The following is a 24,920-nucleotide window of genomic DNA, read 5'->3' as shown; positions in this document are numbered from 1 at the left end:
CAAATCGTAAAAGACGGAGAGAAGCCTATGCAGCCCATCCAGTTGTTTTCCTTGGCATCCCGGCAGGCCGAATGGCTTTCGCTGCGCCAGGAAGTCGTTGCCGGCAATATCGCCAACGCCAATACGCCGAAATATCTCGGCAAGGATGTCGTTCCGTTCGACGCGGTACTTGAGTCCACCCAGATGCAGATGGCCCGCACCAATCCGGGCCACATCTCGGCCAGCACCCTTAGCGACGATATCGAAGTCCGCGATGCCAAGCTCAATCAGGAGATCGGCATCCAGGAATCCGGCAACAACATCTCCATAGCCATGGAGTTGTCGAAGACCGGCGAGATCAAGCGCCAGAGCGAGTTGAACACCTCGCTGGTGAGTTCCTTCCATCGCATGATGTTGATGACAGTGAAGAAGTAAGGCCATGGATCCCTTAATTGCAGCCTCGAAAATCGCCAGCAGCGGCCTGGAAGCCCAGTCGACCCGCCTGCGCATCGTCTCCGAAAACATTGCCAACGCCCGCTCCACCGGCGACACGCCGGGTGCGGACCCCTATCGCCGCAAGATCATCACGTTCGAAAACGAACTGGATCGCGCCTCCCAGACGGAACTGGTGAAGGTCAAGAAGCTCGGTTTCGACCGTTCCGATTTCATCCAGGAATTCGAACCCGGCAATCCGGCCGCCGACGAGAAGGGCTTCGTGAAGATGCCCAACGTCAACATCCTGATCGAGATGGGCGACATGCGCGAAGCCAATCGCACCTACGAAGCCAATCTCCAGACGATCAAGCAGACCCGCGAGATCATGTCTTCCACCATTAGTCTCCTGAAGGCCTCTCAATGATTGATACCGTTCAGAAAGTAAGCTCCGTTTCGTTTGGCGGCGGCTTCAAGTCGATCGTCGAGGACGCAACCTCCACGCAGTCTTCGGTGGCGGCTCCCGCCCTGACGCCTGGCCAGCAGACCGGCCAGTCCTTCGCGGACGTCCTGGGCGACATGGCTACCAACACCATGAACAACCTGAAGTCGGCCGAAGCGACCTCGTTTGCCGGCATCAAGGGCACAGCAACGACCCGCGAGGTCGTCGATGCGGTCCTGGCGGCAGAACAATCGCTGCAGACGGCTCTGGCCCTGCGCGACAAGATCGTGTCGGCCTATCTCGACATCACCAAAATGCAGATTTGAGCAGGGAATTAGCACATGAGAGCGCTTGCCATCGCAGCCACCGGCATGGATGCCCAGCAGACCAATCTGGAGGTGATTGCCAACAACATCTCCAACATCAATACGACCGGCTACAAGCGGGCACGCGCCGAATTCGCTGACCTCCTGTATCAGACCGAGCGTACCCAGGGCGTGCCGAACCGTGCCAACCAGGCCATCGTGCCGGAAGGCGCCAATATCGGTCTCGGTGTCCAGACGGCTGCCGTTCGTAACCTGCATATCCAGGGCTCGCTGGCCCAGACGGAAAACCAGCTCGACCTGGCGCTTGTCGGCCGTGGCTGGTTCCAGATCGAAGCGCCCGACGGCACCATCCAGTATACCCGCGCCGGGGCGTTCAACACCAATGCCGAGGGCCAGCTTGTCACCATCGACGGCTATGCCGTGTCCCCGGGCGTCACCATTCCCGCTGATGCCAGCGAAGTCGTCGTCAGCCGTACCGGCCAGATCTCGGCCCGCATCGGCGCCGATACCGAACTCACCGAAGTCGGTCAGCTGACCATCGCCAACTTCGTCAACGAGGCCGGTCTCAAGCCGCTCGGCGACAACCTGTTCGGCGAGACGGCGGCCTCCGGCGAGCCGATCATCGCAGCACCTGAGGATCCGGGCTTCGCCTATATCAAGCAGGGCTACCTCGAAAGCTCCAACGTGGATTCCGTCAAGGAAATCACGGACATGATCTCGGCACAGCGCGCCTACGAAATGAACTCGAAGGTCATCCAGACTGCCGACGAAATGGCACAGATCGTCAGCAAGAACCTGAAGTAACCAACAGGAGGCATGGCAGACATGAGGTTTGGCCGCATAAGCACGAAAAGGGGCCTGGCGACGGCAGTCGCCACGGCACTGTTGACGCTCCTGGCCATGCCGGGCGTCCGGGCAGAAGGCGGCTACGCCGTGGTGCCCACCCAGATCATCTATCCTGGCGAAGAGGTCGCCGATCATCTTCTGGAACTCGTGGAAGTCACCAATCCGAACATCGCCGGTGGCTATGCCCAGTCGAAGTCCCAGGTGGTCGGGATGGTGTCCAAGCGCACGCTATTGCCGGGCCGCACCATTCCCTTGTCCAGTGTGCGCGAACCGTTTGCCGTCAAGCGTGGCAGCAGTCTGCGGCTGACCTTCACGCTTGGCACCATGACGATTTCGGCGGCGGGTTCCCCGCTTACCGACGCCTCCGTGGGCGACGTCATCAAGGTGCGCAATCTCGACTCCGGCGCGATCGTTTCCGGGACGGTCATGGCCGATGGAACTGTGCAGGTGATGGCGAAATGAAAGCTTACCGCGTTGTAAAAGTCCTGATGGCAATCGCCCTTGCCGGCCTGGCGCTGCCTGCGCCGGATGCCGGTGCGGCGTCGCGCATCAAGGACATAGCCTCGCTGCAGTCGGGCCGCGATAACCAGCTCATTGGTTACGGTCTCGTGGTCGGCCTGCAGGGAACCGGCGACAGCCTGCGTTCCTCGCCCTTTACCGAGCAGTCCATGCGCGCCATGCTGCAGAACCTCGGCATTTCCACCCAGGGCGGCCAGTCCAATGCCAAGAACGTGGCAGCGGTCATGGTCACCGCTACCTTGCCGCCCTTCGCCAGCCCCGGCAGCCGTATCGACGCCAATGTCAGCTCGCTCGGTGACGCCACCTCGCTGCGCGGCGGCACGCTGGTCATGACCTCGCTTTCCGGCGCCGACGGCCAGATCTATGCCGTAGGGCAGGGGTCCGTCATCGTTTCGGGGTTCACCGCCCAGGGACAGGCAGCCACCGTCACGGAAGGTGTCACCACCTCGGGCCGCGTACCCAATGGCGCCATCGTCGAGCGCGAGCTGCCGTCGAAGTTCAAGGATTCCATCAACCTGGTGGTCCAGCTGCGCAATCCCGACTTCTCCACCGCCGTCGGCATTGCTGACGTGGTCAACAACTATGCGCGAAACACCTTTGGCGGCCCGATCGCCGAAGCGCGTGATTCTCAGGAAGTCGTGATCCAGAAGCCGCGCGAGGCGGATCTGACCCGCCTGATGGCGGATATCGAAAATCTCATCGTCGAAACCGATACGCCTGCCAAGGTCGTCATCAACGAGCGCACCGGCACCATCGTCATCGGCGCAGACGTTCGCGTCTCCAAGGTGGCCGTCAGCTACGGCACGCTGACTGTGCAGGTCACAGAGACGCCCCAGGTCATCCAGCCGCAGCCCTTCTCGCGCGGGGTGACGGCAGTCCAGCCGCAGACCGACATCCAGGCAACGGCAACCGGCGGCAATGTCGCCGTCGTCGAAGGCCCTGACCTGCGGACCCTTGTCGCGGGCCTGAACAATATCGGCGTCAAGCCTGACGGCATCATCGCCATCCTCCAGGGCATCAAGTCGGCTGGCGCCCTGCAAGCGGAGCTCGTACTGCAATGATCGCAGCTAATTCTCTGAAGTCGGCGGCTCGTTTCGCCACGCGCTTCCTCATCGTGCCCTCTTTGCTGGTCCTGCCGGGATTGGCGGTCACCAGCGCGCAGGAGCAGGCCCAGCAGCCGGTTTCGGTGCTTGACCAGGCAACCCAGGCTGAAATCCAGAAGTTCTGCACCAATATCGCCGAACCGGCCCGCGACCAACGCTATCTGCTGCAGAAGCAGGAGCTGGAAAAGCTGCAGGCCGATGTCGACGAGCGCATCGCCGTGCTCGAGAAGCGCAAGGAAGAATATCAGGACTGGCTGAAGCGCCGGAACGACTTCCTGGAACAGGCGGAGCTCAACCTGATCGGCATCTTCAAGAAGATGAAGCCCGATGCGGCCGCGCCGCAGCTCGAAGAACTCATTCCCGAAATGGCGGCGGCGATCGTGATGAAGCTGCCTGCCCAGCAATCCAGTCTAATCCTCAGCGAAATGGACCCGAAAAAGGCTGCAATGGTGGCCGCCATCATGTCCAGCGCTGTCGATCCCAATACGTCGAAGGACCCCTCATGACAAAGCGCGTAATGGCCGTTCTGGCTACCCTGCTTCTGGCCGGTTGCAACAGCCAGACCATCAAGGAGATCGGTAACGCGCCGGCCATGAGCCCCATCGGTTCGGGCCTGCGTTACAGCCAGACGCCGCAGATGTCGCTCTATCCGAAGCAGCCCACCCACGTGGCAACCGGATATTCCCTGTGGAGCGACTCGCAGTCGGCCCTGTTCAAGGATTCGCGCGCCATCAATGTCGGCGACATCCTGACGGTCAACATCCAGATCAACGACAAGGCCAGCTTCGACAACAAGACCGATCGCAGCCGCAAGAATTCCGGCGGCATCAAGTGGTCGATGCAGGAATCGCTGATGGGCATCATCCCCGATGCATCCGGCGACCTGTCCTCGGATTCGGATACCAGCACGCAGGGCAAGGGCACCACGGCCCGCGCCGAAAAGCTGACGCTGCTCGTGGCGGCCGTCGTGACCGGCATCCTGGAAAACGGCAACCTGCTGATCAGCGGCTCGCAGGAAGTGCGCGTCAACCATGAACTGCGCATCCTCAACGTCGCGGGTATCGTGCGGCCGCAGGATGTCGATGCCGAGAACACCATCTCCTACGACCGCATCGCCGAGGCACGCATCTCCTACGGTGGCCGTGGCCGCCTGACGGAAGTCCAGCAGCCGCCGGTTGGCAAGCAGGTGGTCGATCTGTTCTCGCCGTTCTGATGACGGCGTGAACCTGAACTTTGCAATGAGGCGATCCCATGGATGAAGCAGCCGGCGGCGACAAGAAGAAGAAATCCGGGGCCTTGATGACGATTGTCGCCGTGGCGGTCGTCACCCTGCTCGGTGCGGGCGGCGGCTGGTTCCTTGGCAACATGATCACGCCCCAGATCAAGGCCGCGGACGAGGCCAAGAAGGCCGCCGAGGCCGGGGGCGAGCATGGCGGCAAAAAGGAAGAGGGCATTCCGCACATTGCGACGGAAGCCAATGGCGTGGTCGCGCTCGAGCCGATCACGACGAACCTTGCCTACCCCTCCGAAAGCTGGATCCGGCTCGAGGTCGCGCTAGCCTTCAACGGCCCGCCCGAACTCAAGATGGCGGAGGATGTTCACCAGGACATCCTGGCCTATCTGCGCACCGTTTCGCTGCAGCAGGTCGAGGGCCCGAGGGGCTTTCAATATTTGAAGGAAGACATCCAGGAGCGTGTTGACCTTCGCTCGGAAGGGCGCGTATCGAAGGTGATGTTCAGGACCTTTGTCATCGAATGATTCGATTAGGAATACTGTTGGTCGCCATGATGGCGGCACCGGAACTGGCCAACGCTCAGCAGCTCCCCACGGACCTGCTGAACGTGCCCGTTGACGGGTCTGTAGCAGCTTGGATCGTCCGCACCTTCGGCCTGCTGACGATCCTTTCGGTTGCGCCCGGCATCCTGATCATGGTGACGAGCTTTCCGCGCTTCATCATCGCATTTTCGATCCTTCGCTCCGGCATGGGCCTGGCATCCACGCCCTCCAACGTCATCCTGACCAGCATGGCGCTGTTCATGACCTTCTATGTCATGTCGCCCACCATGGACCAATCCTGGCGCGATGGTGTCCAGCCGCTCCTGAACAACCAGCTGACCGAACAGGAAGCGGTCATCCGCATGGCTGAACCCTTCCGGACCTTCATGACCGCCAATACGCGGGACAAGGATCTGAAGCTGTTCGTCGATATCGCCGCAGAGCGCGGCCGCACCGCCATCACGGACGACAAGATCGACTACCGGGTCCTGATTCCCGCCTTCATGCTGTCGGAGATTCGTCGCGGTTTCGAGATCGGCTTCCTGATCATCCTGCCCTTCCTCGTCATCGACATGGTCGTCGCGACCATCACCATGGCCATGGGTATGATGATGCTGCCGCCCACCTCGATCTCCCTGCCGTTCAAGGTGCTGTTTTTCGTCCTGATCGACGGCTGGAACCTGCTCGTCGGAAGTTTGGTGCGTTCTTTCGCCTGAAAGCGCCTTTCCAAGCGTTTTGGCACAATTCCCAAAGAATTTTCGTAAAATACATTGGGTTAACCGGCCACTCCCAGGCAGGTGATTCGGCGATTCAGCCTATCGAATCAGGGCGTTGATGCATTGTGGCGGCAACATGGCGGTTGCGCGCAAAAAAATTCCTTAACCAACTCGCTTCAGTCAACCTTAAAGTCCATGGTGTTTTCTATGGCTGTAGCGGCGAATTAATGCACAAACCGATTAATTGACATGATGTCGATCGCCTCTGCCGGTAAAGCCAGCCCGGCATGTCCCTCTTTTGTATCTCGTTTTTCAAGGGACAATACACATGACTTCTATGATGACCAACGCAGCTGCAAAGTCTGCTCTCGACACGCTGCGCACGATCAACAAGAGCCTCGATTCGACCCAGAGCCGCATTTCTTCCGGCTACAAGGTCGCTGACGCTTCGGACAACGCGGCCTACTGGTCGATCGCTACCACGATGCGTTCCGACAACAAGGCTCTCTCGGGTGTTTCCGACGCGCTGGGCCTCGCTTCCGCCAAGACGGACACTGCAACGGTCGGCCTCGAAGCCGCCATCGACGTCGTTTCCGAGATCAAGTCCAAGCTGGTTGCTGCTCGCGAACCGGGCGTCGACAAGGACAAGATCAACAAGGAACTGACCGAACTCAAGTCGCAGCTGACCTCGATCTCGCAGTCGGCTTCGTTCAACGGCGAAAACTGGCTGTACAACAATTCCACGACTGCCGCTGGCACGAAGGAAATGGTTGGCTCGTTCACCCGCTCGGCCACGGGTGCGGTTTCGGTCGAAACGCTGAACTTCAACACGGCGAACTCGACGCTGATCGACACCACCGCGGCATCGCGTGGTCTTCTGACCAAGGCCTATACGGCAACGATCAGCACCACCGGCACCTCGTCCACCTCCGGCACGTTCTACATGATCAATGCCGGCACGGCGGCGACCGCAGGTTCGGAAGTCTCGCTGACCTCCACGACGACCGACAACAACATCGAAATCATGATCGGTGCTGTTGACGCGATGCTGAAGGACATGACCGACGCTGCTGCAACCCTCGGCGCCACCAACAAGCGCATCGAGATGCAGAACGAGTTCATGAAGGACCTTCAGGACGTTATCGACACGGGCGTGGGCCGCCTCGTCGATGCGGACATGAACGAAGAGTCCACCAAGCTGAAGGCGCTGCAGACGCAGCAGCAGCTGGGTATCCAGGCTCTGTCGATCGCCAACAGCAACTCCGACAACATCCTGCAGCTCTTCCGTTAATCGCAAGATTAACGATTTATTTACCTATCACAACAGGAGGTCGCGCTCGCAAGGGCGCGGCTTCTTTTTTGTTTTTTCAGAAATTTTCTTAAATCAATTCAGCTTTTATTAACCCTGATCGTGTCAATTGAAACCACTCAGCGGTGAGTTAATTAAGAGTACAGCGAATTAATTGGCATGAAGTCGTAGCACCGTTGCCGGAATTGAAGACCGGCATGTCCCTTTCCTGAAAAAACAACCTATCTAAGGGGCAATATACCCATGACATCGATCCTCACGAACACCGCTGCCGTGGCAGCGCTCGACACCCTGCGCTCTATCAACAAGAGCATGGAAACGACGCAGAGCCGCGTCTCCTCTGGCTACAAGGTTGAGTCCGCTTCGGACAACGCCGCCTACTGGTCGATCGCTACCACGATGCGCTCCGACAACAAGGCGATCGCTGCCGTTTCCGACGCTCTCGGCCTCGGCGCTGCCAAAGTTGACACGGCCTATACCGGCCTCGAAGCTGCCATCGATGTGGTGTCCGAGATCAAGGCCAAGCTGGTTGCCGCTCGCGAACCGGGCGTTGACAAGGAAAAGATCCAGAAGGAACTCGCAGAACTCAAGTCGCAGCTGACCTCGATCTCGCAGTCGGCGGCGTTCTCCGGTGAAAACTGGCTCTACAACACCTCCACGACGGCCGCTGGTACAAAGGAAATGGTCGGCTCGTTCGTCCGCTCCGCCTCGGGTTCGGTTTCGGTCGAAACGCTGAACTTCAATGCCGCGTCTTCGACCCTGATCGACACCACCACGGCATCGCGCGGTCTTCTGACCAAAGCCTATACGGCCACCATCAGCACGACCGGTACGTCGACGACGTCGGGCACCTTCTACCTCATCAATGCCGGCACGGCAGCGACCGCAGGTTCGGAAGTCACGCTGACCTCCACCACCACCGACAACAACATTGAAATCATGGTCGGTGCTGTTGACGCGATGCTGAAGGACATGACGGACGCCGCGGCGACCCTCGGTGCGGCCAAGAGCCGTATCGATCTGCAGCATGAGTTCGTCAACGACCTCATGGACGTGATCGACACCGGCGTAGGCCGTCTCGTCGATGCCGACATGAACGAAGAGTCCACCAAGTTGAAGGCGCTGCAGACGCAGCAGCAGCTGGGTATCCAGGCTCTGTCGATCGCCAACAGCAGCTCGGAAAACATCCTGTCGCTCTTCCGTTAAGAGTGACCGTAGCCGGCCGCGCCAGCGCGGCCCGCGACATCAACGCAACGCCGCGTCCTGGTTTCCGGGGCGCGGCGTTGCTGTTTTTTGTGATGCGACGCAGTTTCCCGCACGGACGGCGTTCAGGACGCCAAGACGCGTCGCTGGCGCTCGTCCGCGCGAACCGGAGATTGGCCAACGCCTGACATCGCCGACGCGTTCCTGCGCCACCCAGAGCCTGCCTTGTAGAAATATCTCACGGATTTCGAGGCGAGGTCACGCCTATACGAGGCCAAGCCCCGCCTGCGCACCCGAAACCATCCTCTTGTCCCAGGGTAGACCCGTCCGACGATTTCCCCGCGGGCACCTCATCGGTCTTGATGAAAAAAACTTCGACACTTTTTCCGAGTTTTTTTCGGCGCAGACCGGCGATCGGCCACTTTCCGGCAGGGAACTGGGCCGCGAATCACCTGAATTCACGGGCTTTTCAGCCGGGTGAGGCCGGTATTTTTCGCCAACCAGAAGATGAATAGAAAGTCTCATTTTTTTGTCCGTCGCTTCAAGCTCTATTAACCTTAATGGGGCTAAATAGAATTATTAAAACGACGGATTAACCAACTGGAAACAAAGGTTAATTGCATGATGCAGAGCGTCGTTGCCGGTATTTAAATCCGGTATGTCCCTTTCCTATTTTTTGTCCAACAAGGGGCAGTACCTATGACGAGTATTGTAACGAATACCGCTGCATTGGCAGCACTTGACACCCTGCGCTCTATCAACAAGGGCCTGGAAACCACTCAGAGCCGCGTTTCTTCTGGCTACAAGGTGGAAAACGCCTCCGACAACGCCGCCTACTGGTCGATCGCTACCACCATGCGCTCGGACAACAAGGCTCTCGGCGCTGTTGCTGACGCACTCGGCCTCGGCGCTGCCAAGGTTGACACGGCCTATACCGGCCTCGAAGCCGCTATCGACGTCGTATCCGAGATCAAGTCCAAGCTGGTCGCAGCTCGCGAACCGGGCGTTGACAAGGAAAAGATCAACAAGGAACTGACCGAACTCAAGTCGCAGCTGACCTCGATCTCGCAGTCGGCTTCGTTCTCGGGCGACAACTGGCTCTACAACACCTCCACGACTGCCGCTGGCACGAAGGAAATGGTTGGCTCGTTCGTTCGTTCGGCCACCGGCACGGTTTCGGTTGAAACGCTGAACTTCAACACGGCGAACTCCACCCTGATCGACACCACCACGGCATCGCGCGGTCTTCTGACCAAGGCCTACACGGCGACGATCAGCACGACCGGTACCTCGACGACGTCGGGCACCTTCTACATGATCAATGCCGGTACGGCAGCGACCGCAGGTTCGGAAGTCACGCTGACCTCCACCACCACCGACAACAACATCGAAATCATGGTCGGTGCTGTTGACGCGATGCTGAAGGACATGACGGACGCTGCTGCGACCCTCGGCGCGACCAAGAGCCGCCTGGAACTGCAGAACGAGTTCGTTCAGGACCTCATGGACGTTATCGACACGGGCGTCGGTCGCCTCGTCGATGCGGACATGAACGAAGAGTCCACCAAGCTGAAGGCGCTGCAGACGCAGCAGCAGCTTGGTATCCAGGCTCTGTCGATCGCCAACAGCAACTCCGAAAACATCCTGTCGCTGTTCCGTTAATCGGATCACGTGGCTGGCCTTCGGGCCAGCCATTGAAATCGTTGGGAAATTTAACGCCGCGCTTCGCAGGAAGCGCGGCGTTACATTTTTTTTTAAGGAAAATTAATCGACCTCGTCCGTGTTTAGTATTTGTTAACCTTAATAGTGTCTTTTGTAACCATCGAACGGCGGGTCCTTCCAACCAAAGAAAAAGAAGGGTGGCATGAAAGCCAACCGCCGTCGCCGGTAAGCAAACCCGGCATGTCCCTTCCAAATATCAAGCTTTAAGGGGCACTATACTATGACGAGCCTTATGACGAACGTTGCCGCAATTGCAGCTCTTGACACTCTGCGCGGTATTTCCATCAGCCTGCAGAACACTCAGCAGCGCGTATCTTCCGGCTACCGCGTCGGTACTGCAACGGACAACGCAGCTTACTGGTCCATCGCCACCACGATGCGCTCCGACAACAAGGCCATGTCGGCCGTCGAAGATGCGCTCGGCTTGGGCGCCGCGAAGACCGACACCGCCTATACGGCTCTGGAATCCGCCATCGACGTCGTCACCGAAATCAAGGCCAAGCTGGTTGCTTCCCGCGAACCAGGCGTTGACAAGACCAAGATCGACAAGGAACTGACCGAACTCAAGCAGCAGCTGCAGTCGGTTTCGCAGTCCGCTTCGTTCTCCGGTGAAAACTGGCTCTACAACACCTCGACCGCCGCCATCGGCACCAAGGAAATGCTGGGCTCCTTCGTCCGTGCCAACAACGGCAGCGTTTCGGTCGAAACCCTGAACTTCGATGCAGCCACCTCGCTGCTGATCGACACGTCGAACGCATCCCGCGGCCTGCTCACCAAGGGCATCACCGTTTCGGTCGCCTCCGGCACGACCACCACCACCGGCACCTACTTCCTGCTCAATGCCAGCTCGACCACCGCTGCCACCGGCACGGAAATGAAGCTGTACTCGACCACCACGGATCTCCAGGTCGAACTCATGATCAGTGCCATTGACCGTATGTTGTCCGATATGACGGACTCGGCAGCAAACCTCGGTGCAACGAAGAGCCGTATCGACATGCAGCAGGAATTCATCAACGATCTCATGGATACCATCGACAAGGGCGTCGGCCGCCTCGTAGACGCCGACATGAACGAAGAGTCCACCAAGCTGAAGGCCTTGCAGACGCAGCAGCAGCTCGGCATCCAGGCTCTGTCGATCGCCAACACCAGCTCGGAAAACATCCTCTCGCTCTTCCGGCAGTAACAAGATCAAGCGGGCGCCACGGCGCCCACAAGCCTATCAAGACCACAAGACGCCGCATCCGGGCTCCGGATGCGGCGTTTTCGCGTTTTGCGCCGCTTGCCGAAATTTTAACGAATTATTCATCAAGGTTAACAAATTCTATATTGCCTTGATCTTGGCTTGCCCCTATAAACATTAACACTTCATTAAGAGCGATGGGTTGGTCACAGGGCAAATGTCGGCCAACATGCATGATGCATATCCTCGCTGCCGGTACCCAAAATAAACTCCGGTATGTCCCGTAGACCTCAGTGGGGCATTTCTCCTATGACCAGTATTTTGACCAACACCGCCGCAATGGCGGCATTGCAGACACTTCGCTCGATCGACGCGAGCATGGAAAGAACCCAGCAGCGTGTGTCTTCGGGCTATCGCGTCGATACTGCCGCGGATAACGCCGCCTATTGGTCAATTGCGACCACCATGCGCTCCGACAATGCGGCGCTTTCCACCGTTCAGGACGCCCTCGGCCTCGGTGCAGCCAAGACCGACACGGCCTATACCGGTCTTGAAGCCGCCGTCGAAGTCGTGACCGAGATCAAGGCCAAGCTGGTTGCAGCGCGCGAACCGGGCGTCGACAAGAGCAAGATCAACAAGGAACTGTCGGAGCTGAAGAACCAGCTCTCGTCCATCGCCGAATCGGCGTCCTTCTCCGGTGAAAACTGGCTCTACAACACCTCAACGGCAGCGCCGACGACCAAGGAAATCGTCGCATCGTTCAACCGCGCGACCGATGGCTCGGTCTCGGTCACGACGCTCGCCTTCGACACACGTGATTCGGTCCTGGTCGATACCAAGAACGCCAACAACGCCGTCCTCAACAAGGGCTATGCGGTCACCCAGCCCTCGGGTACGACCACGACGACCGCCAGCTACTTCCTCATCAACTCGTCTTCGACCACGGCCGCGACCGGTACGGAAATCAAGCTGACGACGTCCATGTCGGAAGACACGCTGGATGGCATGATCAGCGCCATCGACCTGATGCTGCAGCAGCTGACGAATTCCGCGTCCACGCTCGGCGCCATCACCAGCCGTATCCGCATGCAGGATGAGTTCGTCTCTACGCTCATGGACGTGATCGACAAGGGTGTCGGTCGTCTCGTCGATGCCAACATGAACGAGGAATCGACCCGGCTGAAAGCCCTGCAGACGCAGCAGCAGCTCGGCATCCAGGCGCTGTCGATCGCCAACACCAACGCCGAAAACATCCTGACCCTGTTCAAGTAACGGCAGGGCCAACGGACCGGAGTTGATTTCCCCTTCTACCGTGCCGCCGGTCATCGGCATCAGGTGGAATAGTTGGACCGCGCAACTGCCCTGGCGCGGTCCAACACATTAATCCTCGCACAAGTTTGAAAGTCTACCTTCCCAATCAGATAGCCCGAAATCGGACTGATGCAGGAAGCTGAGACGCTTCCGATGTGAAGTGGGTCGCAAGCCAATGACGAAATATCTGGATACAGGTTCTGATCTCGGCTTGCTCGTTCCCGCCCCGGATGCCCGTCTCATGACGAAGAACAGTGGAGTCGATGCGCAATGAGCCTGCCGCTTACCCATTACCTCAAGGATTTCTCCTCGCCTTCGGCAGCGCAGCCCTCTTTCGGCAGCAGTGATTTCGGCGACCTCGACAACGATCCTTTCGACATTGCCATGCCGGAGCCCGAGCCTGTGCCCGCGGTCGATGTCGAAGCCGAAAAGCGCCAGTCTTACGCCGAGGGTTATGAAGCGGCCGAAAGCGAAGCGCGCGCCCGCCATCAGAACGAGATAGCCGACCTTGAAGCCGCCCATGCCCAGCAGATGGGCGAATTGCGCGAGCAGTTCGAGGCGCAGTCGACGGAAGCCATCGCTGCCGGTATTCAGAATTTGGCGCGGGAACTGGCAGGCGCCGTCGCCGACCAGGCGGCAGTCGCTCTGGCCCCGCTGTTGTCCGACCTTGTCGCCGGCAAGGCGGTCAAGGATCTCGCGCAATTGATCGAGATGGCGATCCTGTCGGGGGATGCCGGGACGATCGTGGTCAGGGGACCGCTCAATCTTTTCGAAAAACTGCGGGACGAATTGCCCGAGAGCGCGGAGTTGCTGCGCCATGTCGAGGCGGACGACCTGGATCTGTCGGCAGAGATTGGCGAGACCCTCTTGGTCACGCGCATCTCCGCCTGGACCGCTAGCTTGAAGAAAGTGCTCGGATGAGCGAAGAAAATCACCACCACGGCAAGAATGAAATCCTCATCATCAAGCGGCATGGTGGCGGCGATCACGATGGCCACCACGGCGGTGCGTGGAAAATCGCCTATGCGGACTTCATGACGGCAATGATGGCCTTCTTCCTTGTGATGTGGCTGGTCAATGCCGCAAACGAGGAAACCAAGGCCTCGGTCGCGACCTATTTCAACCCGATCAAGCTGTCGGACGAAAAGCCGGCGGAGAAGGGCTTGGAAAAGCCCATCGACAAGGCTGACGGCGAAAAGAAGGGCGAAAAGGGCGACACCGAATCCGAAATGCCGACGGAGGGGTCATCAGCCGCGACCGGTGAGGACCAGACGGCGGCCTCTGGCGAGCAGGCGAATTATTCGGAAGCCGATCTGTTCGAAAATCCCTATTCGGTCCTGGCCGAAATCGCCCAGGAAGTCGGCCAGCAGGCCAATGTCAGCGCCAAGGGCGAGGGCGGTGCGGCGGATTCCGGCCCGTCGACCGGCGCTGAGGGCGGCGAGGCCTATCGCGATCCCTTCGATCCGGATTTCTGGACCAAGCAGGTGCAGAATACCCGCGGCGATCCGGGCAATCCGGACGCAGCCCCCGTCAACCCGGCTGCCGGCCAGCCGGTCAATACCGGCGAGGGCGTGCCCGGACAGGATGTGGCGATCGCAGTACCCCGCGACAAGCCGGCGGAACTGCAGGACCCGAACAAGAAGCAGGACAACCAGGCTGAGAATAAGGACGTCGCAGCGCTCGATGCCACCCAAGGCGCCGATGCCGAACAGCAGGCCATGCAGCAGCAGGCCGCCGACGACCTGAAGGCTGCCATCGAACGGGAAATCGGCGGTGCCGCCGGCAAGCTGTCCGAAGGCTTGATCGTCACGTCGACGGAAGGCGGCCTCCTGATCACCATCACCGACCAGGACAAGACACCCATGTTCGACGTCGGCTCGGCCGTTCCGAAGAAGGAACTGGTCATTGCCATGGAAAAGATCGGCAAGCTCCTGGAATTCCGTCCCGGCAAGATCGTCATCCGCGGCCATACCGACGGACGGCAGTTCAAGGGCACGCAGAACGACAACTGGCGCCTGTCCATGTCGCGCGCCCACAGCGCTTATTACATGCTGGTGCGTGGCGGCCTCGGCGAGGATCGCGTCGAGCAGGTCACTGGCTATGCCGACCGTCGTCTGGCCGTGCCGGAGGATCCGCTGGCGGATGCCAACCGCCGTATCGAAATCCTGATCCAGGGCGAGCAGGAACGCGGATGATGCGCACCATGTTTTCACGGTTGCTCATGTGTACGGCGCTGGCTGCGGCGCTGCCGCTCGCCGTCCGTGCCCAGCAGCCGGCGGAAACGACAGAGCCGTATCGCATGCTGCGTTCGCTGCAGTTCGTGCAGGATTCCGTCGTGCAAGGTGACCACTCCGCCGCGGAAATGCAGCGTTTCATGCTGGAGACGATCGACAAGCGCCTGCGCACGGCCGATGCTGCGGTGTTCGAGGATACCCGCAATGTCGATGCCGCTCTTGTCTATGCCATGAGCGGCGGCAACCCGGATACCCTGGAATTCCTGGTCTCGCGGGACGTCGCCGGCAATTTCGACAGCAAGCTCACCGATGCCCTCAGGAAATATCTGAACGGCAAGGGCACACTGGTGGCCAAGACCCTGGCAGATCTTGTTCCGGAATATCGCGATACCAAGATCGGCGGTTATCTGGCGCTGGTGGCAGCCAATGTCGCGGTCACCAAGGACCCGAACGAATCCTTGAAATTCTATGATCTGGCGCGGCTTGCGGCCCCCGGCACCATCGTGGAGGAGGCGGCGCTCCGGCGCTCGCTGTCTGTCTCGCTGGATAGTGCCAAGATCGACAAGGCCATGCGCTATGCCAATGGCTATGCCCGCCGCTTTCTGCACTCTCCCTATGCCAGCCAGTTTGCCGATCTTTTCGTTAAGCTGGTCGTGGAAAACTACGAACATCTTCCCCATGAAGACGTCTTGGCGACGCTTGACGTGATGGATGATGACCGGCAGCGCGAAGTGTATCTTCGTATTGCCCGGGCCTCGGCGATTGCCGGCAAGCAGGATCTGGCGCGATTGGCGGCACAGCGGGCGCTGGAGCTGTCCAAGGATAATGCCGTGGCCATGAGCGCGCTTGCCAATCTCTATGGCGGACTGGCCAATGTCCCGACCTCCGATGTCGGCAACGCCTTGCAGGCCATGACGGATATTCCCGACACGGCGCTCACCGCATCCGACCGGGCTTTGCGGGAGGCCGCGCGCGCCGTGGCCGAAGAGGTCACCCGCATGCCGGACAGCCTGCCGGTGTCCGAAGCGCCTGTCGTGGAGAACGCAGCCGTCAATCCCGATCTGCCGCAGGATCCGCGTGCACCGGCCCCCGCGCCGGTGGAGGCAAAGCCGCAGCCGGCCAGCGCCGATGCGCCTGCGGATACCGCGTCCGATCCCGCATTCCGTTCGTTTGTCGATACGGGTCGTTCGAAACTGGACGCGATCGATAACTTGCTCAAAGAAGAAAGTACCTCGAGATGATCGACAACGGCATTCCTGCCAAGGTCTCCTCGCCCGAGCCATCGAGCTATGCGCCGCCATCCCAGGCAGCCGCCAAGGGCGATGGCAAGGGCTTCTATGAAACCTTGAACACGGTCGGGCAGCACAGTCACAAGCAGGGCTCCGGGCAGCAACCCGATGCCGCCGCGGATCAGGGCGATGCCGCTTTGGCGACTGCCGAGACGGGACTGCCGGCGGAGCACGTTGACGCCGAGACCAAGGCGCCGCGCTCACCCCGTGCCATGATCGACATCCGGTATCGTGCGCCGATTTCGCTGACGAAGACGTCGGCCGAAGGGCAGGCCTCTCTGGAAGCGCTCAAGACTGCCAAGATTGCTGATGAAGGCGCGCGGCTGAAGATCGAAGCGGGCAAAGCCGACAAGGCTGACAAGGCCGCTGAACTGACGGACGAGGCAGCACTGCTGGCCGCGGGCGGGAAGATTGCCGCCAACCAGGCTAAGGTCTCCGAGCCGGGCAAGGCCGATGCGTCGAAGACGAAGGACGAAACGATCACCGCCGAAACCGGCGAGACCTCGTTGGACGAGATGCTGACGCTGCTGGCCGGCGCGCCCGTTCAAGGCGCTGCCGACAAGGGCGATCCGAAGGTCAAGACGAAGGGCGTGGCCGATGACGCCGTCGATCCGGATGCCGTTGCGGCACGCAAGGATCTGGCGGGCGGCTTGGCCGCCGGTCTCAAGACCGTCTCCGACGAACATGCCGATACCGAGATGCCGCAAGGACAGACCGATGCCGCCGACCAGGCCTTCCGGCTGGTCCGCGCCGATGGCAAGGGACCGTCCATGGCCATCAAGGGTGGCGAGCAGGCCAGCGAGGCGCGTGCGGACGGCGCAGCCGCCGCCAAGGATGCCGGCCCGACAGTCACCATCCTCGACGCGCGCCGCTTCCTGGCGCCGGTGTCGGACAGCAATGCGGCCAATATCAGTGGGGCTTTCCTGGGCGATAAAACCTGGGTGGAAGCCATGCGCGCCGGCTCGATCGATAGCATCGATTCCATGACGGCCAATGCCGGCAAGGTGGTCAACACGCTGAAGATCCAGATGACGCCGATCGAGCTCGGCCTCGTCACGGCCACCATGCGCCTGTCCGGCGAAACCTTGAGCATCCAGCTGACCGTGGAAAGCCCGGCAGCGATGCACAAGCTGAAGGAAGACAGCAACGATATCATGAGCGCCCTCAAGGCGCAGGGCTTCGCTGTGGATCAGATCCAGATCAGCGTCGCCGCGTCGAGCAGGTCGGATACCGACACGGGCTCGCCGCAACAGCAGTCCGCTGGAGGCCAGCAGAGCGCCCCTGGCGGTGGCCAGGGCGGCCAGGCACAACGCCAGCAGAATGGCTCGACCCCAGCGAACAACAGCAATGCAGCAGGAATGAAGACAGATGAAGCGGTGGCAACGCAAAGGACTCAAGGCAGCGCTGACGGCGTTCGTCCTAGCCACGTGTATATCTGAAGCGCAGGCGAGTGCAGGGGCCTGTGAGCGCGAGATCCGCGCTGCAGCGGCCCGCTACGGCATCCCAGAAGGCATTCTGTATTCCGTCGGCCTGACGGAAACGGGACGCAAGGGATCGCTTCAGCCCTACGCCATGAATGTCGAGGGCAAGGCGATCTTCGCCTCCAGCCGCGACAGCGCCATAGAGGTGTTCAACGACGCCCGCCGCAAGGGCGTCAAGCTCATCGATATCGGCTGCATGCAGATCAATCATCACTTCCACGGGGGGGAATTCCGCTCCGTCGAGGAGATGTTCGACCCCCGGAGAAACGTGGAATATGCCGCCAAGTTTCTCCAGAATCTCCACAGCCGGCATGAAACCTGGACCATGGCGGTCGCCCGATATCATGCGGGACCCAACAACGACCCGGCCCAGAAGCGATATGTATGTCGCGTGATCGCCAATCTGGTGGCGACAGGCTACGGTGCCTGGACGGCTAACGCCCGCCAATTTTGTGGTGAATAGCAATCTCAGATTGTAGACATTCTGAAAACCACGGCGCCAGTCAATTGTGACCAAATCGGGGAATGAAAAAGGCGGGCAAGCCCCGCCTTCATCATTTGTTAATTTATCCCCGAAAAAAATTGTGTGCCATTGCGGCACAAACCACTATATCTAGTTCAAATCGCCACCCAAATCTTAATCAATTGTTAATAACTACCATTAACTTTCTCCAGTTGTTGGTGAATCCGTCCGTCCGTACCCATTGGTTATCGAGGCACCACACTGATTCGGAGGCGGACGAATGATCGTAGTGGTTGATGAGCGCGAGCTCGTTAAAGATGGGTATACTTCTCTATTTGGACGCGAGGGGATTCCCTCGACCGGATTCGACCCTGTCGAGTTCGGGGAGTGGGTCAACACGGCAGCCGATGCGGACATCGCGGCCGTGGAGGCTTTCCTCCTCGGACAGGGCGAACGGACGCTGGAATTGCCGCGTGCCATTCGTGACCGGACAAGTGCGCCGGTCATAGCGGTCAGCGACCAGCCCTCGCTTGAGGCGACGCTGGCGCTGTTCGACTGCGGCGTCGATGACGTCGTGCGCAAGCCGGTTCATCCCCGGGAGATCCTTGCGCGGGCCGCGGCTATTCGCCGTCGCCTGAAGTCGATCGCGAACTACACCGAAATCGGTGCAATCAGGGTTTATTCCGATGGCCGTGATCCTGAGATCAACGGCGAAATCTTCCCCCTGCCGCGGCGCGAGCGTCGCATTCTCGAATATTTGGTCGCAAACCGCGGACGTCGCGTGTCCAAGACCCAGATCTTCAACGCAATCTACGGCATCTTCGATGAAGAAGTCGAAGAAAATGTTGTCGAAAGCCACATCAGCAAGCTTCGCAAGAAGCTGCGCAAGAAGCTCGGTGTCGACCCTGTCGATTCCAAACGCTTCCTTGGCTACTGCATCGACTGGAACTGACTGCTTTCTCTAGGGCGCCGTGACTTCGGCGGGCAAATATATCGGCTGAAATGATTTCAGATCCGGCCCGCCGACACAGACAGCTTCACGCAAGGCCCATCTCCTAATCTCCCAAATGACTTCATAAACGAGGTATTGATATGAGCCTTTACGGAACGATGCGCACCGGTGTGTCCGGAATGAACGCCCAGGCAAACAGGCTGAGCACGGTTGCCGATAACATCGCCAACTCCAGCACCGTCGGTTACAAGAAAGCGTCGGTACAGTTCTCGTCGATGATCCTGCCCTCGTCGGGCAGCTCCTACAACTCTGGCGGCGTCGAATCGACGGTTCGCTACGACATCACGGCTGAAAGCACCTACACCTTCACGACGTCGGGCACGGACCTCGCGGTCAAGGGCGAAGGCTTCTTCATCGTCCAGGGCGCAAGCGGTGTCGAATATCTGACCCGCGCCGGTAACTTCGTCGAAATGAGCGACGGCACCCTGCAGAACGCCGCCGGCTACACCCTGATGGGTTATCCCTACAATGACGGCGTTGACCCGACCATCGTCATCAACGGTTATGACGGCCTTGAGCCGGTCAAGCTCGGAACGGCTGCAATCGCTGCCAAGGCATCGGAAAACGGCAGGCTGCCGGTCAACCTGACCAACACCGCGGCTGTCGGTGATACCTTCAAGACCTCGCTGTCGGCGATCGACACGCAGGGCACCAGCCGCCTGATCGAATTCACCTATACGAAAACCGGCGCCAATGCCTGGACGATCGAAGGTAAGTACAACGGTACCACGGTGCTCGCAGCTACCCCGGTTACCTTCGACGCCCTGGGTGTCATGACCGCGCCGACGACGCCGGTGACGACGACGGCCCTGACCACGGGTCTTGGCGGCGCCGAAATGAAGTCCATCGCCATTGATCTGACTGGCACCACCCAGCTGGCATCCGACTCGGCGCCCGGCAAGGCCGGCATCGACGGCAGCAAGGCATCGAAGGCCACGGGCTACGAAATCAACGCGGAAGGTGTCGTGTCGATCAAGTACGACAACGGCTCGCTCGTCCCGACTTACCGTATCGCACTGGCAACGGTGCAGAGCCCGAACAACCTCCTGCCGGTCGCCGGCAACCTCTACACGACAACAACGGACTCCGGTGTCGTTGTTCTCGGTTATGCCCAGAACGGTGCCTTCGGCTCCGTCCTTTCGGGCGCTCTCGAAGACTCCAACGTCGACGTGGCCGCAGAGCTCACCTCGATGATCGAGTCCCAGCGCAACTACACTGCCAACTCCAAGGTCTTCCAGACCGGCTCGGAATTGATGGAAGTGCTGGTCAATCTCAAGCGGTAATGAACAACCGTAATTTGAAAGCATAAGGCTGCCAAATGACCCTCGCAAGTGCAATGCAGACAGCAAACAGCATCTTCCGGAATACGGGCGAACAAACGTCCATAATCTCGAAGAATATCCAGAATGCTGGCAACGCTAACTACGTGCGACGGTCGGCGGTCATCATGACCTCTGACGCCGGTGCGTCGTTTATCTCGACAGACCGGTCTCAGAACAACGCCCTTCAGCGCCAGATGTTCCTGAGCACGTCCCAATCGACGGCTCAGGAAACACTCCTGGATGGGCTCGAATTCCTGAAGTCGGCGCTGGGCGGCAACGATAATGAGTTGGCGCCCTCTACCTTGCTGGTGGAGATGCGCGACAAGCTCGCGGCCTTCGCCGCACGTCCGGGCGAAGTTTCCCTGGCGGAGACGGCCATTTCGGCGGCCGGGGACCTTGCGACCTCCATCAACAAGACCGCAAGCGCGATCCAGAAACTGCGCCTCGACTCCGATACCGAGATCGCCCAGCAGGTTTCTGAACTCAATACGCTGCTGGCCAAGTTCGAAACCGTCAACAACACGGTGGTCAGCCAGACCGCCTCGGGTGACGACCCGAACGACGCGCTCGACCAGCGCGACGCGCTGATCAAGAGCATTTCGGCCATCATCGGCGTCAATACCGTGACGCGCGACAACAATGACGTCGTGCTTTACACGTCGGAAGGCATCACCCTGTTTGAGCGGGTGCCGCGCGCGGTCACCTTCGCGCAGACCGCGGGTTATGCGGCTGCCACGGTCGGCAACTCTCTTTATATAGATGGCACGGCGGTCGGCGCCGGTTCGGGTGGCGACACCACGGCACGCGGTTCGCTCGGCGCGCTTCTGCAGCTGCGCGACGATATCGCCCCGAAATTCCAGATCCAGCTCGACGAACTCGCGCGTGGCCTCGTGGAAGCTTTTTCTGAAACCATTCCTGCGACACCAGGTTCGGCAAAGCCTGGCCTGTTTACATGGTCGGGAGGCACGACTCCGACGACCGGCGTCGTGGTTCCCGGCATCTCCGCGACCTTCCAGGTCAATTCGGCGGTGTTGACGTCAAAGGGTGGCAATCCGATGTTGCTGCGTGACGGCGGCATCAACGGTGCGACCTATGTCCGCAACACGTCAGGCGGCAGCGCCTACAGTGATCTGCTGGAGGAATATGCAGGAAACCTTGAGGAGGATCGTACGTTTGCGGCTTCCTCGATGTTGGACACGAGCTCCAATCTGTTCGAATTCTCGTCCGACTCGGTCGGCTGGATCGAAGGTTTGAGGTCTCAGGCGACCACGGCGTACGAAAACAAGACAGCGATGCTCTCGCGCGCTACGGAAGCATATAGCAATGAAACAGGCGTTAGCCTTGATGAAGAACTGTCGCTTCTTCTGGATGTCGAGCAGTCGTATAAAGCATCGACCAAGCTCGTTAGCGCCATCGATGAAATGCTGCAAGCACTCTTGAATATGGTGTAAGTCATGAAGACGTCCAACATATCGAACATGTCCCTGTCGAACGCCTTACGGTCGACGGTCCAGAAAGCCCAGATCGACCTGATCAAGGCAAACTACGAGGCGACGGAAGGCAAGTATTTCGACGTCGGTGCCACCCTTGGCGTGCAGACCGCCGTCAGCATCGATCTCAACCGCGAGATCGAGCGCATCAAGGCCCTGCAGAGCACCAATTCGATCGCCACCCAGCGCCTGGAATCCTCCCAGGAAGCCATGGGCCAGATGGAAAAGGCCGCGCAGAAGATCAAGGAGCAGCTGCTCATCGTGCAGGGCACCAGAGACCAGAGCACGCTGACGGCCGCCAACAATTCGGTCATCGATGCGTTCGACACGTTCACCAGTGCGGCAAACACCGCAGTGGCAGGCGAGTTCCTGTTTGCCGGCATCAACAGCGATGTGAAGCCGCTGGACAATTACCTTGAAGCCGGCTCCAGCGCCAAGGCAGCTTTCGATGCCGCGTTCCTCGGCTATTTCGGCTTCAACCAGAGCGCTGCGGGTGTCAACTCGATTGCCGCCACCGGCTCGCCGAGCATGGAAGAGTTCCTGACGACCGTCGTCGAACCGATGTTCGACGGCACCGACTGGGCCAATGACTGGTCGAGCGCCACCGATGCGACCATGACCAACCGCATCAGCCAGACGGAAATCGTCCAGACCTCCACCAGCATCAATGCCGACGGCATGAAGAAATTCGCCCTCTCGGCCGTTGTCGCCAAGGAGCTGATCGGTCTCAATCTTCAGGAAGCAACGCGCTCGAAGGTTATCGAGAAGGCGATCCAGTACAATAACGAAGCGATCTCCGGCATCAATGCCGAGCGCACCAAGCTTGGCCTGTCGGAGACCCGCGTCAAGAAGGCTGACGATTCGCTCGCCATCCAGAAGGATATCCTGTCGAACAACCTCACCGACCTCATCGGTGTCGATGCCTATGAATCGGCCACGCGGGTGAAGAACCTCGAGGCTCTGATCAACACGTCCTACACACTGACTGCACGGATACAACAGCTGAGCCTGGTCAATTTCCTTTGATGATCAAAGGATAAAATGAAGATGAAGGATACCTAGATGTACCAGTTTTCATACGCCGAGATCATGGAGGATGGCGTCGCCGACGCCAAGGACCGTGAGCGGCAGGCGTTGACCCGGTCTATCGAACTACTGGCGGCTGCCCGCGATGATGCGGGTTATTCTCGAAATGCAATCGAGGCACTTTTTTATACTCGCAGGGTCTGGATCAGGCTCATCGAGGATCTGAGACAACCCGAAAACCAGTTGGACGCGGAATTGCGCGCCAATCTGATCTCAATCGCGATCTGGATCTTGAAGGAATGCGACCGGATACGGAAGCGCCAATCCACCAATTTCCAGGGAATCATAGACGTGACAACCATCATCAGGGATGGACTTAAATGAAAAGCACCTTGCGCATTTCGCTGAAATCTGGGGAACGTATTTTTATCAACGGCGCGGTTCTGCGCGTCGATCGCAAGGTTGCGCTTGAATTCTTGAATGACGTGACCTTCCTTCTGGAAAACCACGTCCTCCAGCCGGAAGACGCAACCACGCCCCTCAGGCAGCTCTATTTTATCGCTCAGATGATGCTGATCAACCCGGAAGGCCGCGAGCAATCGATGGTCATGTTCCGCAAGTCGGTCACCATGCTGCTGACATGCTTCGAGAATGACGAAGTCCTGGCGGAACTCAAGCGCATCGACGGCATGGTGTCGTCCGGCCGCGCCTTTGACGCCCTGAAGGCCATCCGCGGTCTCTATCCGATCGAAGACCGCATCCTGAACAACCAGGAGATGACCCCTGCAACGATCGAACAGATCCGCAAGGAGATTGCACCATGGCGGTAACCGCGGTCGAGACTCCCTCGACTGTTACCTACAACGCTCCCGATTCTGTATGGGAAGGCGTCAAGACCAAGTCCAAGGAAGCGGGCGAAGCCGCTTCGGTCGATTATAACAGCTTTCTCAAGCTGTTGATCGCACAGATGAAGAACCAGGATCCGACCGATCCGATGGATGCCAGCGAGCAGATCGCCCAGCTGGCCACCTTCTCGCAGGTCGAACAGACGATCCAGACCAACAAGAACCTGGAAAGCCTGATCGCCGGCACGGCGCTGGGCACTGCCAGCGGCTATGTCGGCAAGACGCTGACCAGCGCCGATGGCACGATTTCCGGTACCGTGTCCTCCGTCAAAGTCTATAGCGACGCCATGGTCGCGACCACGACGGACGGCAAGGACATCGTCATCGCCCAGGGCGTTACGATCAAGTAAGACAAGATCCGGCGGATCGACCTTTCCTGGGGCCGGTGTTAGTGCTGGTCCGTCAAAGGCGGCGATTCGCCGGCGGATATATCCGGCAATGACTGCCGGTTTCATGGGGAATGCCACGATGAATGAGGCCGATGCCCTCGATATCATGCAGGCTGCGGTGTGGACGGTTCTGGTCTCTTCCGGACCTGCCGTCCTCGCGGCCATGGTGGTCGGCATCGTCATTGCCCTCATCCAGGCGCTGACCCAGATCCAGGAAATGACGCTGACATTCGTGCCCAAGATCGTCGCGATCCTGGTCATGGTGGGCATCACGGCACCCTTCGTCGGCGGGCAGATCTCGCTGTTTGCCAATCTCGTCTTTTCGCGCGTGCAAAGCGGATTCTAGTCGCTCTCCCGCCGGCTCGATTCTGGGCAACCGGCCATCCTCGCGCAAGCTTCGAACGCTATCGATCTTCCATCTTGGCCGCAGCAGCATCCGTTG

Annotated in this window: 28 protein-coding genes; all 28 read left to right on the top strand. The window is 59.5% G+C overall.

Annotated features, from left to right (window positions below):
* Nucleotides 1-27 precede the first annotated feature (27 nt).
* Complete coding sequence (flgB, locus tag B9A97_RS12265; protein ID WP_084365629.1) at nucleotides 28-414, top strand: flagellar basal body rod protein FlgB; 387 nt, start codon at nucleotides 28-30, stop codon at nucleotides 412-414.
* Nucleotides 415-418: 4 nt separating this feature from the next.
* Entirely contained in the window at nucleotides 419-838 is a 420-nt protein-coding gene (gene flgC, locus B9A97_RS12260) for a flagellar basal body rod protein FlgC (RefSeq protein WP_084365628.1), read from the top strand.
* Entirely contained in the window at nucleotides 835-1,179 is a 345-nt protein-coding gene (locus tag B9A97_RS12255; RefSeq protein WP_084365627.1) for a flagellar hook-basal body complex protein FliE, read from the top strand. The genes flgC and B9A97_RS12255 overlap by 4 nt, the downstream gene beginning before the upstream one ends.
* Before the next feature lie 15 nt (nucleotides 1,180-1,194).
* A complete protein-coding gene (gene flgG, locus B9A97_RS12250; protein WP_084365626.1) occupies nucleotides 1,195-1,983 on the top strand; it encodes a flagellar basal-body rod protein FlgG in 789 nt (262 codons plus the stop codon).
* Nucleotides 1,984-2,079: 96 nt separating this feature from the next.
* Entirely contained in the window at nucleotides 2,080-2,487 is a 408-nt protein-coding gene (flgA, locus tag B9A97_RS12245) for a flagellar basal body P-ring formation chaperone FlgA (protein ID WP_244564209.1), read from the top strand.
* Nucleotides 2,488-2,513: 26 nt separating this feature from the next.
* Complete coding sequence (locus tag B9A97_RS12240; RefSeq protein ID WP_244564208.1) at nucleotides 2,514-3,605, top strand: flagellar basal body P-ring protein FlgI; 1,092 nt, start codon at nucleotides 2,514-2,516, stop codon at nucleotides 3,603-3,605.
* Nucleotides 3,602-4,153: a MotE family protein gene (locus B9A97_RS12235; protein ID WP_084365623.1), complete on the top strand. Its 552-nt coding sequence runs from the start codon at nucleotides 3,602-3,604 to the stop codon at nucleotides 4,151-4,153. The genes B9A97_RS12240 and B9A97_RS12235 overlap by 4 nt, the downstream gene beginning before the upstream one ends.
* Nucleotides 4,150-4,860: a flagellar basal body L-ring protein FlgH gene (gene flgH, locus B9A97_RS12230; RefSeq protein WP_084365622.1), complete on the top strand. Its 711-nt coding sequence runs from the start codon at nucleotides 4,150-4,152 to the stop codon at nucleotides 4,858-4,860. Before B9A97_RS12235 ends, flgH begins: the two co-directional genes overlap by 4 nt.
* A 38-nt stretch (nucleotides 4,861-4,898) precedes the next feature.
* Complete coding sequence (locus tag B9A97_RS12225) at nucleotides 4,899-5,405, top strand: flagellar basal body-associated FliL family protein (protein WP_084365621.1); 507 nt, start codon at nucleotides 4,899-4,901, stop codon at nucleotides 5,403-5,405.
* Complete coding sequence (gene fliP / locus B9A97_RS12220; RefSeq protein ID WP_084365620.1) at nucleotides 5,402-6,139, top strand: flagellar type III secretion system pore protein FliP; 738 nt, start codon at nucleotides 5,402-5,404, stop codon at nucleotides 6,137-6,139. Before B9A97_RS12225 ends, fliP begins: the two co-directional genes overlap by 4 nt.
* A gap of 328 nt (nucleotides 6,140-6,467) precedes the next feature.
* Nucleotides 6,468-7,430: a flagellin N-terminal helical domain-containing protein gene (locus B9A97_RS12215; RefSeq protein ID WP_084365619.1), complete on the top strand. Its 963-nt coding sequence runs from the start codon at nucleotides 6,468-6,470 to the stop codon at nucleotides 7,428-7,430.
* Between the two features lie 261 nt (nucleotides 7,431-7,691).
* Nucleotides 7,692-8,654 (top strand): flagellin N-terminal helical domain-containing protein, encoded by a 963-nt coding sequence (locus B9A97_RS12210; protein ID WP_084365618.1) that lies wholly within the window; start codon nucleotides 7,692-7,694, stop codon nucleotides 8,652-8,654.
* 696 nt (nucleotides 8,655-9,350) lie between these two features.
* Nucleotides 9,351-10,313, top strand: coding sequence for a flagellin N-terminal helical domain-containing protein (locus tag B9A97_RS12205; protein WP_084365617.1), 963 nt, complete (start codon nucleotides 9,351-9,353; stop codon nucleotides 10,311-10,313).
* A gap of 280 nt (nucleotides 10,314-10,593) precedes the next feature.
* On the top strand, nucleotides 10,594-11,559 hold the full coding sequence (locus B9A97_RS12200) for a flagellin N-terminal helical domain-containing protein (protein ID WP_084365616.1): 966 nt from the start codon (nucleotides 10,594-10,596) through the stop codon (nucleotides 11,557-11,559).
* 306 nt (nucleotides 11,560-11,865) lie between these two features.
* A complete protein-coding gene (locus tag B9A97_RS12195; RefSeq protein ID WP_084365615.1) occupies nucleotides 11,866-12,828 on the top strand; it encodes a flagellin N-terminal helical domain-containing protein in 963 nt (320 codons plus the stop codon).
* 309 nt (nucleotides 12,829-13,137) lie between these two features.
* Nucleotides 13,138-13,788, top strand: a complete 651-nt coding sequence (locus B9A97_RS12190; RefSeq protein ID WP_084365614.1) for a FliH/SctL family protein — start codon at nucleotides 13,138-13,140, stop codon at nucleotides 13,786-13,788.
* Entirely contained in the window at nucleotides 13,785-15,062 is a 1,278-nt protein-coding gene (locus B9A97_RS12185; protein ID WP_084365613.1) for a MotB family protein, read from the top strand. The genes B9A97_RS12190 and B9A97_RS12185 overlap by 4 nt, the downstream gene beginning before the upstream one ends.
* Nucleotides 15,059-16,342, top strand: a complete 1,284-nt coding sequence (gene motC / locus B9A97_RS12180) for a chemotaxis protein MotC (protein ID WP_084365612.1) — start codon at nucleotides 15,059-15,061, stop codon at nucleotides 16,340-16,342. Before B9A97_RS12185 ends, motC begins: the two co-directional genes overlap by 4 nt.
* Nucleotides 16,339-17,829, top strand: a complete 1,491-nt coding sequence (locus B9A97_RS12175; protein ID WP_084365611.1) for a flagellar hook-length control protein FliK — start codon at nucleotides 16,339-16,341, stop codon at nucleotides 17,827-17,829. The genes motC and B9A97_RS12175 overlap by 4 nt, the downstream gene beginning before the upstream one ends.
* Nucleotides 17,759-18,334 carry a transglycosylase SLT domain-containing protein gene (locus B9A97_RS12170; RefSeq protein WP_084365610.1) on the top strand — a complete coding sequence of 192 codons (576 nt, stop codon included), beginning with the start codon at nucleotides 17,759-17,761 and terminating at the stop codon, nucleotides 18,332-18,334. The genes B9A97_RS12175 and B9A97_RS12170 overlap by 71 nt, the downstream gene beginning before the upstream one ends.
* 280 nt (nucleotides 18,335-18,614) lie before the next feature.
* Nucleotides 18,615-19,286: a transcriptional activator Rem gene (locus B9A97_RS12165; protein WP_084365609.1), complete on the top strand. Its 672-nt coding sequence runs from the start codon at nucleotides 18,615-18,617 to the stop codon at nucleotides 19,284-19,286.
* Between the two features lie 140 nt (nucleotides 19,287-19,426).
* Nucleotides 19,427-20,629 (top strand): flagellar hook protein FlgE, encoded by a 1,203-nt coding sequence (locus B9A97_RS12160; protein ID WP_084365608.1) that lies wholly within the window; start codon nucleotides 19,427-19,429, stop codon nucleotides 20,627-20,629.
* A 35-nt stretch (nucleotides 20,630-20,664) separates the two neighbouring features.
* Nucleotides 20,665-22,119, top strand: a complete 1,455-nt coding sequence (gene flgK, locus B9A97_RS12155; protein ID WP_084365607.1) for a flagellar hook-associated protein FlgK — start codon at nucleotides 20,665-20,667, stop codon at nucleotides 22,117-22,119.
* A gap of 3 nt (nucleotides 22,120-22,122) precedes the next feature.
* Nucleotides 22,123-23,184 carry a flagellar hook-associated family protein gene (locus tag B9A97_RS12150; protein WP_084365606.1) on the top strand — a complete coding sequence of 354 codons (1,062 nt, stop codon included), beginning with the start codon at nucleotides 22,123-22,125 and terminating at the stop codon, nucleotides 23,182-23,184.
* 36 nt (nucleotides 23,185-23,220) lie between these two features.
* Nucleotides 23,221-23,568: a flagellar biosynthesis regulator FlaF gene (gene flaF / locus B9A97_RS12145; protein ID WP_084365605.1), complete on the top strand. Its 348-nt coding sequence runs from the start codon at nucleotides 23,221-23,223 to the stop codon at nucleotides 23,566-23,568.
* On the top strand, nucleotides 23,565-24,014 hold the full coding sequence (gene flbT / locus B9A97_RS12140) for a flagellar biosynthesis repressor FlbT (RefSeq protein WP_084365604.1): 450 nt from the start codon (nucleotides 23,565-23,567) through the stop codon (nucleotides 24,012-24,014). Before flaF ends, flbT begins: the two co-directional genes overlap by 4 nt.
* Entirely contained in the window at nucleotides 24,005-24,439 is a 435-nt protein-coding gene (flgD, locus tag B9A97_RS12135) for a flagellar hook assembly protein FlgD (RefSeq protein WP_084365603.1), read from the top strand. Before flbT ends, flgD begins: the two co-directional genes overlap by 10 nt.
* Before the next feature lie 118 nt (nucleotides 24,440-24,557).
* Complete coding sequence (gene fliQ, locus B9A97_RS12130; RefSeq protein ID WP_084365776.1) at nucleotides 24,558-24,824, top strand: flagellar biosynthesis protein FliQ; 267 nt, start codon at nucleotides 24,558-24,560, stop codon at nucleotides 24,822-24,824.
* Nucleotides 24,825-24,920: the final 96 nt, after the last annotated feature.

The sequence above is a fragment of the Rhizobium sp. RU36D genome, assembly GCF_900176345.1.
In the GTDB taxonomy this organism is placed as follows: Bacteria; Pseudomonadota; Alphaproteobacteria; order Rhizobiales; family Rhizobiaceae; genus Allorhizobium.
This window is presented reverse-complemented; position numbering and strand designations above follow the sequence as displayed.